Origin of the sequence: Collinsella sp. OM06-18AC (genome assembly GCF_003438785.1) — a bacterium.
Classification (GTDB): domain Bacteria; phylum Actinomycetota; class Coriobacteriia; order Coriobacteriales; family Coriobacteriaceae; genus Collinsella.
This window is the reverse complement of the sequence record NZ_QSTX01000009.1, coordinates 56,894-71,179: the sequence shown is the minus strand read 5'-3', so window position 1 is coordinate 71,179 and position 14,286 is coordinate 56,894. Positions and strand designations below refer to the sequence as shown.

Annotated in this window: 7 protein-coding genes; 6 read left to right on the top strand and 1 reads right to left on the bottom strand. The window is 60.4% G+C overall.

The genetic code is table 11. The features are described 5' to 3' along the window. Positions 1-58 precede the first annotated feature (58 nt). A complete protein-coding gene (bilS, locus tag DXB86_RS06950) occupies positions 59-610 on the top strand; it encodes a flavodoxin family protein BilS (RefSeq protein WP_117736628.1) in 552 nt (183 codons plus the stop codon). An 801-nt stretch (positions 611-1,411) separates the two neighbouring features. Further along, positions 1,412-5,500: a fibronectin type III domain-containing protein gene (locus DXB86_RS06945; protein ID WP_117736627.1), complete on the top strand. Its 4,089-nt coding sequence runs from the start codon at positions 1,412-1,414 to the stop codon at positions 5,498-5,500. 686 nt (positions 5,501-6,186) lie between these two features. Here the strand turns inward: DXB86_RS06945 and DXB86_RS06940 are convergent. Further along, positions 6,187-8,487, bottom strand: a complete 2,301-nt coding sequence (locus DXB86_RS06940; RefSeq protein WP_117736626.1) for an LTA synthase family protein — start codon at positions 8,485-8,487, stop codon at positions 6,187-6,189. Positions 8,488-8,701: 214 nt separating this feature from the next. Here DXB86_RS06940 and DXB86_RS06935 point away from each other — a divergent pair, with 214 nt between their 5' ends. The 4 genes from DXB86_RS06935 to DXB86_RS06920 all read left to right on the top strand — a co-directional run bounded on the left by DXB86_RS06935 (position 8,702) and on the right by DXB86_RS06920 (position 14,238). Next, on the top strand, positions 8,702-9,571 hold the full coding sequence (locus DXB86_RS06935; protein ID WP_117736625.1) for a nitroreductase family protein: 870 nt from the start codon (positions 8,702-8,704) through the stop codon (positions 9,569-9,571). 159 nt (positions 9,572-9,730) lie between these two features. Further along, positions 9,731-11,758: a KUP/HAK/KT family potassium transporter gene (locus tag DXB86_RS06930; protein ID WP_117736624.1), complete on the top strand. Its 2,028-nt coding sequence runs from the start codon at positions 9,731-9,733 to the stop codon at positions 11,756-11,758. A 136-nt stretch (positions 11,759-11,894) separates the two neighbouring features. Beyond that, positions 11,895-13,520, top strand: coding sequence for an ATP-binding protein (locus DXB86_RS06925; protein WP_117736623.1), 1,626 nt, complete (start codon positions 11,895-11,897; stop codon positions 13,518-13,520). A gap of 4 nt (positions 13,521-13,524) precedes the next feature. Continuing rightward, entirely contained in the window at positions 13,525-14,238 is a 714-nt protein-coding gene (locus tag DXB86_RS06920) for a response regulator (RefSeq protein WP_199411014.1), read from the top strand. Positions 14,239-14,286 lie beyond the last annotated feature (48 nt).

Sequence of the window (14,286 nt, the reverse complement as noted above, 5' to 3'; positions counted from 1 at the left end):
TTCATCTAATAAATTGCATTAGTGGCTTTAGTTTTGGGGGAAACGAGGCAACGTGACTATGACGTGCTCTTTGGTGGTTAACAGCAAGAGCGGTAATACCAGGATGGTTTCGGGCGCGATCAAGCGCGCTCTGCAGGCTGCGGGCGTTGAGTTTGTCCATGCCGCGGCGTTGAGCGACGATGCGGATGCAGAACAGGTTGCGCTCGAGGCGCAGGGCGCCTGCGCGGCCGACACGGTGCTCGTCGGTTTTTGGTGCGACAAGGGCGCGTGCACGCCTTCGGTCGCGGCGTTGCTCTCTGCCTTGCACGGCAAGCGCGTGTTCCTGTTTGGCACCTGCGGCTTTGGGGCCGACCAGAGCTATTACCAGCAGATTGTCGACCGCGTAACTTCCAATCTGGCCGAGGATGCCGAGCTTGCGGGCTGGGCGATGTGCCAGGGCAAGATGGGTCCCGCGGTTAAGCAGCGCTATGAGGCAATGCTCGAACAAGATCCCGACAACGCCCGATTTAAGATGCTGCTCGACAACTGGGTTGCCGCGAAGGACCACCCCACCAAGGAAGATCTGGATAACATGGCTGCAGCCGCCAAAAAGGCCGTGCTGGGGGAGTAGCTCCCATCGCTGACGGCGGTCGGTCCATCTTTCTAAATGTAACGTCCTCCCGGGCGTCGGGGCACGAAGTTCCCTGCTCTACAGTCCTGCGCAAGACGAAGGCCACATTAAGTGGCCTTCTTTGCGTGCGGAACTCGCGATGAACTTCGTGCCCCGCCGTCCGGGAGGACGCCTCTTTATTGATGGGAGGCCTGATAGGTCGATGGTTCCGTGCCCGGATGCGTCCAAAGTGGGATGGGCTTTCCGGATGGGCAGGCTTTCGAAAAATGCGTCCCGGAATTTGCCTTTGGAATGGGACGTAGTTTCCCGTTGAGGTGCTTTGCGGAAAGTGCATCCCACTCTGGGCGGTCGAAGTGGGACACACTTTCCCAAAGGCGCTCCAACGGGAAATTGCGTCCCATTATTCGGTCAAGAAACGGGATGCATTTTCCCAATGAGAGCAAAACCGGAAAATGCATCCCACAATCAGCCCTCAAAGTGGGACGCCGTTTCCCAATGAGGCTCAAGCGGAAAATGCATCCCGGAATTTGCGCTCAAAGTGGGATGCGGTTTCCGGTTGAGGGTCTAAGGGGAAAGTGCGTCCCAGAATCGACGCTTGAAATGGGATGCAGTTTCCCGATGAGGCACTCGACGGAAAATACATCCCAGAAATGGCCTTTGAGCTGGGATAAGATTTCCGCGGCATCTCGGATTCTCAAAAATGAGACACGCCGTTGGCGAAAATGAGACACGTGATATCGGGCATCGGACGTATCATTTGCAAAAATGAGTCCACTCCACTCGAGTAAAGCGAGGTCCCTCATGTACGTTCCACACCCCCGTATCCGTAGGCTGTCGAAAATCCCGCTTGTTGGGACGGCGGCGCTTGCTGCGTTGATCGCCACGAGCGTCGCCTGCTTCACGGCTACGCCCCAGGTTGCCCAGGCGGCAGACGCGCCCGCAATCACCGATATGACCGAGCAGGATTATCAAGCCCTGGGTCTGGGCACGAGCGAGGACATTCCGGCCGATACCGTTGGCCCCTATTCCACTGATACCCCCACGACGTTTGCCACGCGCAGCGAGGTCTATATGGCAGCTAACGGTAGCCATGGCAATCGCTACACTCTGCGCGACAAGCTCGAGAACGTCGAGCGCGGTGACATTGGCGGCAGCAGCAAACTCACCGATGGCTATGGAAGTGTGTGGGGCGCCGCAAAGTTCTGGCAAAACGTCAACAACTTCGATACGAACAGCGATCTCTACAAGCATAGCGACTACGGTGGCGGCACCTGGTCGTACCTAAGCAACAATGAGTCCTCAACAGTACTCGCCAACGACAACAACGGTTTCTCGGGCATTCACGCCACGAGTGTTGAGTTCTGCAGCGACGCCAGCACGGGCAAAAAGAGCCGCGTTGCCGAGCTCCGTGCCTACGGCGACAGTTCCTCCACGACGATTGACGGCAAGTCATACGCCGGAAAGGTTGAGCTGGTCCTCTACTCGTTTAGCAACGGGCGTACGCGCACTCTCGACACACACCTGCCGGTGACGGTCAACACTAATATGATGTACGAAGGCCGTTTTAAGTACCTGGATGCCGGTTACCTGCAAGAGCACGACGCCGTCTTTGATGTCGAGGCGGGCGATGTCGATGGCGACGGCGTCGACGAGCTTTTTGTCTACGCGGGCTGCTATGTCGACGAGAACGGCGTGCGCAAGGCTGTAGTCGACATGTATGACTTGGAGGGCGGCAACTGGAAGCAAAGCGTCGTCAAGATCGATGCCGGTAACGCCGCGGACTACACCACGCACAACAAGGGCGGAAACGACTCCTGGACGCAGCTTCAGTCAGCTCCTGTCGTTTCGCCAGCGGCCGGCGACCTCGATCGCGATTTTTGCGATGACCTCGCCATCGTGGTCTCGGCACCCTACGGCAAGAAGAATATTGATAAGTCGACGCATTGCGAGCTGTTTTCGTGGGATGCATCCAAGGGTGCGCTCGTCCATGTCGATGCTCTGGGCGACGCGGGCGCAATCTCCCTCTCCGCGAACGGCAAGACCATGGTCGCTGCGAATGCGACGTTCGGCACGTTTGCCGCCTACGATGAAGAAGGAAAGAAGACGGGTGAAACCGTCACGGGCCTTATTCTTGCGGGCTATGACTGGCAACGCAGCGCTTTTGATTACGGCGCTTCTGACGGCAGCAAGGGGCTGTACGGCGCGCTGTACCGCTACGCGTATTTTGACTCGGAGTCTGGCGAGTTCAAGCTTTCCGATTGCAAGGAATACAGAGACGGGCTCCTCGCCTCCTATGGGCTGATGCATGTGCCCAACAGCGCATGGAAGGATAGCGCTCAGGATAAGCGCTATCCGTGCACCTTGGCGCCTATTGCCCTTGCCACTGCCAACCTTGACGGCCTGTCCGAGCAGCTGGCGGTCGACGAGGTGCTCGTGGGCGGCGATGTGTTCCGCGACTTTGCCTGCAACACGGCACAGAGCGGGGCTCAGGGCTTGGGGTCCATGGTCGGAACCATGAGCATGAGCGGTCAGCAATACAACAGCAGCAACAAGCATGACCACAAGGGTATAGAGCAGGTGTGGATCAGCGACGTCAAGGCGGGCAGCGTCTCGGGTTCGGACCGCTATAACGAGAGCTTTATCGCCGTGGTGGGCAAGCACCGCGACGAGGACCTGCGCAAGAACGATGACTACTATTGGATGACCGCCTCGCATTTTTCGCTCGACGAGAACGGAAAGGTGCGCCGCGGCGAGGAGCAGGTGATTAGCGAGAGCAACCGTCGCGGCACTACCTATGGCACATTTATCTCGCTCGCGCTGCCCGATGTCGACAACGACAGCGTCAAGATTACGTACAAGGACCGCTACAAGGTCTATACCAACCCGCGCGTGCTTGCCGTGCTGCAGGATGCGCCCTATGTTGAGGATCTGGAGCAGGCATACGGCTATCTGGTGTTGGGCGGCACGTCATACGGAGAGGAAAAGGGCACGGGGACATCCCAGGGCTATACCATTGGCGCCGAGTTGGGCGTTGCCGTCGAGGTGCAGACCGGTCCGCCCCTGGTCGCGATGAATGCTTCAGTCGATTTTGCCGCCGAGGGATGCTATGACTACCGGAGCGAGCGCACGGTCAGCGCAAGCGTAAGCTATGAGTCGCATGCCGGCGAGGGTGACAAGGCCGTGCTCTACACGATTCCGATGGTCTATTACGAGTATGAGATTGAAAATGAGGAAACTGGTGGCAAGGGCGTGATGGCGGCACCCGTGTCGCTCGGCGCGCAGACCTCGGTCGTTAATGTCGAGGCCTATGACCGCATTGCCAAACAGCACAATATGACGCCGCTCAGCTACTTTTTGACCAACCGGTCGGGAGAACCCGGAACCTATCAAACGACGCCCAACGGCGAGACTCCCGTTGGGGATTCCTTTGGCCTGGGCAAGCCTGGCGTAACGCGCGCCTACACGCACGATGGGTTTAACGGCGCCGCCGCGCAGTCGGGGGCGAGCATTGAGCAGACCATCGAAGTCGAGGAGGGCAAGGAGCAGGAGCTCGAGCTCGGCTTGACGCTGAACGGCAGCGTTGTCATGGGCGCGAAGCTCGCAAAGCACGAGTTGTTTGGCGGCCTGTGCTTTGGTGCCAACGCCGGCTTTACTACGGGTAACTCCTCGAGTGAATCGACCGAATACGGCGGCACCGTCGACAACCTGCCCGAGGCCGCGCAGGGCAAGTACGGTTTTGTGTGGCGTCTGGGCGTCAACGCGGTGGATGTCGACAAGTTCGAGGCAGACTCGGGCGACAAGCTCGGCACCAAGGACACCGACCAGTTCTGGATCGTGGGCTATGACGTTAAGGACGTCGAGATGCCCGACGCGCCGGCCGTGACGGGCTTTACGGCAAACGCCGTCGATTCGACCAGCGTTACGTTTAGCTGGGACGATGTACTCGCAAACAAGAGTGGCTTTAGCTACGGCGTGGGCATGCTGCAGAGCAATGCGGCGGATGCGGTCGTCAATAGCTGGAAGATTGCCGACAACACGCAAACCTCGCTCAAGTGGGATGGGCTGCAGCCCAATACGGAGTATCGATTCGCCATCGCCGCCGTTAAGAATGGATCCACGACCGAAACAGGTATTCGCTCGGCAATCATCACGGTCAAGACCATGCCCGATGGCATGACGATGACCGTGAGCGGACCTGCGGCGGATGCTGCGGAGGGGTCGGATCTTGGATACGACTCTTCGGTTGAGCGCACGGCGGGAAGCCACCTGACGCTCTCGGCGATTGGCCATGTGAAGCAACTCGGTGCCGACGATAGCGAAACAGGGCTGGCACCGACCTATATGTGGTACCGCAAGGGCCGCGGCGAGACAGAGTTTAAGCTCGTGGGTGCCGATGGCAACCTCGCGGCTGGAACGGCCTCAAAGCTCGAGATTGACCTGACCGCAGACGATGACGGTGCGCAGTATTGCTGCCACGTGGGATACAACGACGTGGGCCTCGACACCGGCACGACGCTCGTGAATATCGAGGCCGAGGAGACGGCGCCCACAACGGTGAACGCCACCCCGATCCGCACGCGCCGCCTGTTCTCACAGGCAAGTGCGGGCGCCAAGAAGTTCCTGGACCATACGCTGGTAAACACCGCCGGCCCAACCGATTCCGAAGGCTCAAAGGACCCCGAGACTCCTGAGACCCCGACGAACCCGGACAAGCCCAAGTCCGACAACGGAGCTAAGACCGACACCAAGGTCAAGACTACGACCACAGCGAAGAACCTCGCAAACACCGGCGACCAAACATTCGCCCTAGTCGCCACCGCAGCAGCAGCGGGAGCAGCGCTCGTAGTGATAGCCCTCATCATGCTGATCAAGCGCCGCAAGACCCACTAGTAGCCAGTCGAACATATCGACAACCCAAAAACCCGGGTAGCCAAAAAACAGGCCACCCGGGTTTTCTGTTGAGTGGAGACTCCGCAAGCGGAAACTGCATCCCACAATTAGCGCCCGGAACGGGACACATTTTCCGTCAAGCCCTCATCCGGAAAATCCATCCCAGTTTGAGCGCCCAGACCGGGACGCACTTTCCCAAAGGGTCCTCAACGGGAAACTGCGTCCCATAATTAGGCCGAGAAATGGGATGAACTTTCCCAATGAGAGCCAACCGGAAACCACGTCCCAGAATCAGCCCCCAAAGTGGGACGCACTTTCCCAACGAGCCTCAACCGGAAAATACATCCCGGAATCCAGCTGAATAGTGGGACACACTTTCCCAATCGGGTCCCAAGCGGAAACTGCATCCCATTCCAGACAAGAATTCCGGGATACACTTTCCGCAAACAAAGAAGGCCACATAACGTGGCCTTCAACTTATATATGTTCGGCGATACACCCAAGACAAGCCACGCCCCCAACATCAGGGCGTCTGTCCGGGCGGAGGCATATAAGGTTCATCGCGAGTTCCGCACGCAAAGGAGGCCACTTAATGTGGCCTCCGTCTTGCGCAGGACTGTCCGAGCAGGGAACCTTATATGCCTCCGCCCGGACAGACGTTTCAGTTATGAACTCGCAGCTAGTCGCTACTTGATCTTCGTCGTGCCCGGTGCCAGGTTAGGGTCGGTCTCGTTTGCCTCGGTCTGGAAGTGCTCGGTGTACACGTTCTTGCCGTCGCGGAACATCTCGTAGTACTGCATCTTGGCGTAATCCTCGCGCGCCTTGGTGGCGGCTGCGGCAGCGGCGTCGTCACCGGTGACGTTGGAGGAGAGCGCCCAGCGCAGGCTGGCGTCCTCGTAGCCCACCGAGTTGATGGCGGGCAGCGACTCGCGCAGCGTCATGTGCGCCTTCTGGTAGTCGGTCAGCGGTGCGCCGATCAGTTGCATGAGCTGAGTGGACAGGTAGTTGGTGGACAGGTCGTCAACCTCGCTCGTCTGGTCGCAGCCGGCAACGTCGTAGTTGGCCCAGATGATGTAGTCGGTCTGCCACAGACGCTCCTGATGCGTAGCGTCGTCCTCGCCGGTAAACCACTTGTCATTGAACTTGGACGGGAAGAACGGCTGATGGTCGCCCCAGAACACCACGACCACCTTGCGGTCGAGCTTGCTCAGGGCGTTGAGGAAGTAGCGCAGCGCCTGGTCGGACTGCTCGATGCACGAGACGTACTCGTCGACATCGGACAGCGTGCCATCCTCGACGGTCTTGGCGTCCAGGTCGGTCGTGTCGATGTTCAGGTGCATCTGCTTGTCGACCGGCAGCAGGCCCGTGTCGTAGCCCGAGTGGTTCTGCATGGTCACGTCGAAGATGAACTGCGGGTCGGCGTTCTGGTCGAGCAACTCAAGAATCTTGTCGTAGGTTGCCTGGTCGGTCACCATGCCGCGCAGGGTATCGGCGCCCTGGAAATCGTTGATGGACAGGAACTGGTCAAAGCCAAAGTCCTTATAGACGTTCTCGCGGTTCCAGTTGGTCGCGTGGTTGGGGTGCATGGCCGTGGTGGAATAGCCGAGCGATTTGAACTGCTCTGCCAGGTTCCCGGTCGTTTCCATGTTGTAGATGGTGTAGGGGTACACGCCCGAGCCCAGGTTGGCCATGGAGTTGCCGGTCATAAACTCAAACTCGGTATTGGCCGTGCCGCCGCCGTAGGCGCTCACGTAGAGCTTTCCGCGGCTGAGGCAGTTGGACAGGTTCTTAAAGTACTGCGGACCTTCGTAGCCGGCGCGCATGTTCTGGTAGATCGACAGATCCGAGAACGTCTCGTTCATGATGGCGATGACCGTGGGCTTCTCGCTGTCGAACTGCTCCTTTGCGGCGGCGCGCTCGTCGCTCTTGGCCGCGTCGGACTTGTCGTAGGCCTTGGCGTACTTTTTGAGCGTGGCCTTGGCATCGTCGACGGAGTAGTCGGCGGGTTTGGGCGGCTTGATGGACTGTGCCGCACTAATAAAGGCAGGCAGGTAGCCCTCGCGCCAGTAGCTCTCGAGCGGGCGCCAGGTGTAGACAGTGATGCCGAGGGTGTTGTAGTAGTCGATGAGCGTGACATGCGCGGTCACGCCGCCCAGACACAGCACCGCCACGAGCAGGTTGGTGAGCAGCATGCGCTTGGCGTTAGCGGCGCCCTTCTGACGGTGCGGTGCCACCAGGCCGGCGTACTCGCACAGCAGCATGGCGATGGCGGTAAAGCCCATGGACAGCACGCAGAACAGCGAGATCGAGAAGGTGTAGCCGTTGCCGGCGACCGCGGCGGCGGTGGAGATGGCCGAAAGGTCGCCCGGCTGGATGGGCATGGATTTAAACGTGATGACGAAGAACTCGGCAATGCCCAGGACAAAGAGGGCAAAGGCCAGGACCGCGGGAGCTGCGCCGTGGCGCTGGAATAGGAAGAACAAGCCGACCATGAGCACGGTGATGATGACCCATTCGAGCAGAATGCACAGGGGGTAGACCCAGGTAAAGTCGTGGTTGGACGAGACCTCCATGCCCAGCAGCGCAAAGACGCCGGCGAGCAGCAGGCACAAGACGGCGGCGACGAGCGGTTTGCCCACAAAGGCTCCGCGCAGGCGGGCGAGCTTGCCGGTGGGGACGGGGGCATCGGACCCGGCGAACGCAAAGACGCGCGGGGCGATGCGGTCGCGGGCAATGCTGGCCCAGGCGCATCCGGTAAGGATGGCGTTGGTCAGGATGAGCATCACAAAGGCGAGCGGCTCGTTTTGGGCGACGAGGCCAATGGCGCCCCAAATGGTCAAAAAGAGCTGGAACAGGCCGAAGGCGACACTCCAGGCGATGGCGCCTTTGGCGACGGTGCCCGACTGTGCGCGAATGGCCTTGGCCTCGCGCAAGACAAGGTAGACGGTCGCCGCAAGACCGACGAGCGAGATGGCGGCAGCGAACATGCTGAGACTCCTCACAAACTTAAAACCTACGAAAGCGGGGATTTACCCGATTGTTACCAAGATATGCGCTGCAATTGGTGGCTGCGCACAACAACCAGCCATATTAACGCGCACGTGTGGCGGTGTGGCGCAATGTAGTGGCGACCTGCGCGATAATGGACGGGAATTACACGGAAACGTAAAGGCTTCTTAAAGAAATGGCGAGGATGAGGCGATGAACGAGCGGGTTTGTATGACGAGTGCGGGCGACGTGGGTGCCGGCATGGACGCGGGCGGCTATCCGGTCGAGACTACGGGCAACGCGGTGCTGGACATTTTGGAGCACCGTTCGTCTACGCGCGCCTTCGCGCGCGATGACAGTGACCGTCCCGTAGCGGTGACCGACGAGCAGCGGGCGGCGATTTTGCATGCGGCGAGTCGCGCGCCATCGGCAGGCGCCATGATGATGTATTCCATCGTGAGCATTCGCGAGCAGGCTACGCTGGACCGTCTGGCCGACCTGTGCGATCACCAGCCCATGATCGCCAAGGCGCCCTGGGCACTTATATTTGTGGTCGATTATGCCAAGTGGATCGATCTGTTTGAGCACGTGGGCTGCTTTGAGCCCGAGTTTGTCGAGCGCACGGGCAAGGCGCCCCGCCGCGCGCCGGGTTTGGGCGACTTTGCCATCGCGGCGCAGGATGCCGTGATTGCCGCTCAAAACGCCGTGGTCGCCGCCGAATCTCTGGGGCTGGGGAGCTGCTATATCGGCGATATCGTCGAGAACGCCGAGGAAGTTGCCGCACTGCTGGACTTGCCTGCCTATACCATGCCGCTGTCGATGCTCATCATCGGCACGCCCCGCAAGGAGCGTCCGGCGATCGCGCATCCCGTGGTGAACCTGGTGCACGAGGAGCGTTATTGTCGCGCCGACGCCGCGACGATGGATGCGCAGGTGGCCGAGATGGATGCGATGTTTCGCCCGCACGCCCGCGAGGTGGGCGAGCGCGTCATCGACATCTACACCCGTAAGCACACGAGCCCCTTTATGGCCGAGATGAGCCGCTCTATGGAGTGGTGGTTCAAAAACTGGCTCGGAAAATGACGAATGTGACAAAGGGGGCGTCCCTTTGTCACATTCCATATCGCCGCGGTGGCCTAAAGGCCGCATAAATGTTTATCTAGCTGGGAAAACGGTGCCATTAAAATATGGGCTGATTACATATAATCCCGTCGAACGTTAAAATTGGGAGGAAACCGGCTTATGGAACAAAAGGCAAAGGAAGTAGCCTCGCACGCTGCGATTCCTGTGAGCATCTCGGCGATGCTCGTCACGCTGGGCGTGGTGTATGGCGATATCGGCACCAGCCCCATGTATGTAACCAAGGCGCTCGTTGCCGGCAACGGCGGCATCGGAAGCGTCACGCAGGAGTTCGTGCTCGGCGCGCTCTCCCTTGTCGTGTGGACGGTCACGCTGCTGACGACCGTCAAGTACGTGCTGATCTCGCTGCGCGCCGACAACCACGGCGAGGGCGGCATCTTTGCCCTGTACAGCCTGGTCAAGCGCTGCGGCAAGTGGCTCATCATCCCCGCCATGCTGGGCGGCGCGGCGCTCCTCGCCGACGGCATCCTGACGCCTGCCGTTACCGTCACCACGGCCATCGAGGGCCTGCGCACCATCCCGGCGGTCCATGCCGTGCTCGGTGACGACCAGGGTCGTGTCGTCGCCATCACGCTTGCCATCATCATCGCGCTCTTCTTGGTGCAGCGCATCGGCACGGCCAAGATCGGTCACGCCTTCGGCCCCATCATGACGCTGTGGTTTTTGTTCCTGGGCGGCACGGGCCTGTTCTTTGTCTGCCAGTATCCCGCGGTGCTGCTGTGCCTCAACCCGTTGCGTGGCATCGCTTTTCTGCTGAGCCCCAACAACCATGCGGGCATCATGATTTTGGGCAGCTGCTTCCTCGCTACCACCGGTGCCGAGGCGCTCTATTCCGACATGGGCCATGTGGGCCGCGGCAACATCTATGCCACCTGGCCGTTCGTTAAGTGCTGCCTGCTGCTGTCCTACATGGGCCAGGGCGCGTGGCTTATCAACAACGCCGGCAACCCGGAGCTCATGGGTATCGCCGACCTCAACCCCTTCTACCAGATGCTCGCCCCGGGTCTGCGCCCCTTTGCCGTCGGCCTTTCCACCGTCGCGGCCATCATCGCCTCGCAGGCGCTCATCACCGGCGCATTCTCGCTGGTGTCCGAGGCCAGCCGCCTGGACCTCATGCCGCATATGCAGGTCTTCTATCCTGCCGAGACCAAGGGCCAGCTCTACATCCCCATGGTCAACAACGTCATGCTCGTGGGCTGCGTCGTCGTGGTGCTGCTGTTCCAGAACTCGGCGCACATGGAGGCCGCGTACGGCCTGGCCATTACCCTGACCATGATGTGCACGACAATGCTGCTCTTCTTCTATCTGCACGTGGAGCGCAATCTCAAGGTCGCGCCGTGGATCTTTGCCGCCTTCTTCCTTATGCTCGAGGGCTTCTTCTTTGTGAGCTCGCTCACCAAGTTCTTCCACGGCGGCTATTTCACCATCCTTATGGCCGCGCTCATCATGGGCATCATGGTGTGCTGGTACAACGGCACGGCGGTCGAGCAACGTCAGTTTACGCTGCTGCCGCTGCGCAGCTATCTGCCGCAGCTCAAACGCCTGCGCGACGACGATCGCTACGAGCTCATGAGCGACAACATCGTGTACCTGACCAAGGACACCAACACCGACTATATCGACCGCGATATCGTCTACTCGATTTTGGACAAGCACCCCAAGCGCGCTCGTGCCTGGTGGTTCGTGAATGTCGAGACCATGGACGAGCCGCATACCTTTGCCTACTCGGTCGAGACGTTCGGCACCGACTACGTATTCCGCGTGCATCTGTACCTGGGCTATAAGATCAACCAGCGCGTCAATGCCTATCTGCGTCAGGTTGTTCAGGACCTGGCTGCCAGCGGCGAGCTGCCGGCGCAGACGCACGATTACTCGGTCTACAAGGATCCGGGCAACATCGGTACGTTTAAGTTCGTCATGATCCGCAAGCTGCTGGCGCCCGAAAGCGACGTGGAGCCCAGCGAGCGTACGGCCATCACACTCAAGTACATCATCCGCCGCGCCGCCGGCACGCCTGCGCGCTGGTACGGCCTGGAGAACTCCAACGTGAGCTTTGAGTACGTGCCGCTGTTCACCAAGTTTAAGGCCGTGAGCAAGATGCAGCGCCTGGCTCCCGACGAGCGTCCGTAGTCGACGTCTGCTGTTTGTCTAGCGACCGCGGGCTGCAAAGGCTATACACTTGGAACCACCACAAGGAGGCCACCACCACAAAGGTGCCTGTCCCCTTTGTGGTGGTTTTTGTTTTTGAGAGAGGGGCGGGGCGCTGATGGACGTCCATGCGGACGGCGATATTGCCGAGAACTTTTGGTGGCGGCGTACAACGCTGACGCGTCGCAGCCCTCTGTATGACGCCTGCGTATCGGCGGGGCTGCTGGTCGCGGCGACGGTTGTGGGCGCGCTGCTCGACCATCCGGGTCTCGCGCCGAGCATCATGATCGTCTATGTGTTTGCCGTGCAGCTGTGCGCCTTCTTTACCTGGAGCCGCCTGTATTGCCTGCTGAGCTCGGCTGCTGCCGTGGCGCTCTATAACTTCTTGTTTGTCGACCCGCGCTACTCGCTGTCGCTCATCGACCGCGTCTACCCCGGCATGTTCTTCATCATGTTTGCGGTCTCGCTCGTGTCGAGCTCGATCGCGTTGGCCCTGCGTCGCGCCCTGGCGCAGGCCGCCGCCAGCGACCGTCGCACGCAGATGGTGCTCGAGACCAACCGTATGCTGCAGCGGTGCGGCGATCAGCAACAGATTGTGCATGCTATGGCAACGCAACTGGCGCGTCTTTCGGACTGTCCGGTCGTGTGGTATAGCGCCGATGCCGACGACGATGACCTGCTGCCGCGCACGATGTACACGGCCGTGGGCGATGCCGCGCCGGTGCACGAGCTGGCGCCGCAGATGCCGCCGCGGCTTTCGGCATCCGCCTATGTGGGAACGCCGCTCGATGCCACCTATGGCGGCTCGGCGTTCTTTGGCATATACCTGACCGTGCACTCGGGTGACACCATGGTGCGCGCGGGCGATCCCGCCTCGGTGGTGGGGGTGCTCGCCATTGTCGCCGAGCCCGATGCGCTGACGCCCGAGGAGCGGACGCTTGCCGATGCCATCGCGAGCGAAGGCGAGCTGGCGCTCGATCGCGCCCGCGCCATGGAGGCCCGTGAGGAAGCGGCGGTGCTCGCTAAAAACGAGCAGCTGCGCGCCAACTTGTTGCGCTCCATCTCGCACGATTTGCGCACGCCGCTTACCAGCATTTCGGGTAATGCCGACGTGCTGCTCGACCAGGGCTCGACCGGCACGGCCGTGCTTGACGACCAGACACGCCGCGGTATGCTCCTATCCATTCGCTCGGACGCGCAATGGCTCAATGCTACCGTCGAGAATCTGCTCGCCATCACCAAGCTCGAGGGCGGCGGCATGCATCTGTCGACCACACTCGAGCTCATGGACGATATCGTCGAGGAGGCATTGCGCCACGTAAACCCGGCCGTGCGCGAGCACGACCTTAAGGTGGTGGCGTGCGATGAGCCGGCGCTTGTCAACGTCGACGCGCGTCTGATGGTGCAGCTGGTGGTCAATCTGGTGAACAACGCCATCACCTATACGCCTGCGGGTTCGCATATCGTAATCTCGATTGGCGTCCATGATGGATGTGTGGCGTGCTCGGTTGCCGATGACGGCCCGGGCATTGCGCCCGAGGACCGCGAGCGAATCTTTGAGTCGTTCTACACCGCCAACCATGGCCTGGCCGACAGCTGCCGCAGTGTGGGCTTGGGGCTTTCGCTTTGCCGCTCCATTGCGCTGGCACATGGCGGTAGCATAGGGGTTGCCGCGGCGGCCCCGCACGGCTCGGTCTTTACGATTGAGCTTCCCGCCGCCGACGTTTCGTTTGATAAGGAGTAGCGCTGTGCCGAACTCTGCCGTGAAACCGCTCATCTTGGTCGTTGAGGACGATCCCGCCGTCCGCAACCTTATCGTCGCCGCGCTCGAGGCGCACGGTTTGCGCCATATGGCTGTGGAGACCGCCCACGCCGCCATCGCCGCCGCTTCGTCGCAGGCGCCGAGCATTGTGCTGCTCGATCTGGGCCTGCCCGATATGGACGGCGTCAAGGTGGTGGAGTCGGTGCGCGCGTGGTCGGGCATGCCGATCATCGTGGTTTCGGCGCGCAGCGAGGACGCGGACAAGATCCGAGCGCTCGATGCCGGCGCCGATGACTACCTGACTAAGCCGTTTTCGGTCGAGGAGCTGCTCGCGCGCATTCGCACCACGCTCAGGCGCCTTTCGTATGCGCAGGCGGGCGGTGTTGTCTCCGAGGGCTCGTTCGATACCGGCGAGTTGCATATCGATTTTGATGCCGGCATCGCCACGATGGGTGGCGAGGAACTGCATCTGACGCCGATCGAGTACAAGCTCTTGTGCCTGCTGGCACACAACGCCGACAAGGTGCTGACGCACCAGTTTATCTTGCACGAGATCTGGGGTACGGCGACCAAGAGCGACCTGGCGAGCCTGCGCGTCTTTATGGGCACGTTGCGTAAGAAGATCGAGTCCGACCCCGCGCATCCGCGTTACATCCAAACCCATGTAGGCATTGGCTACCGCCTAGTCACCCAAGGCTAGATCGCCAACCACCATCCCAATATGAGTTGCGGTGAAATACGGTCTAAA

Coding starts and splice junctions, on each gene's coding strand:
- DXB86_RS06940 (WP_117736626.1), bottom strand. CDS start 8,487: ATGTTCGCTGCCGCCATCTCGCTCGTCGGTCTTGCGGCGACCGTCTAC.
- bilS (WP_117736628.1), top strand. CDS start 59: ATGACGTGCTCTTTGGTGGTTAACAGCAAGAGCGGTAATACCAGGATG.
- DXB86_RS06935 (WP_117736625.1), top strand. CDS start 8,702: ATGAACGAGCGGGTTTGTATGACGAGTGCGGGCGACGTGGGTGCCGGC.
- DXB86_RS06930 (WP_117736624.1), top strand. CDS start 9,731: ATGGAACAAAAGGCAAAGGAAGTAGCCTCGCACGCTGCGATTCCTGTG.
- DXB86_RS06945 (WP_117736627.1), top strand. CDS start 1,412: ATGTACGTTCCACACCCCCGTATCCGTAGGCTGTCGAAAATCCCGCTT.
- DXB86_RS06925 (WP_117736623.1), top strand. CDS start 11,895: ATGGACGTCCATGCGGACGGCGATATTGCCGAGAACTTTTGGTGGCGG.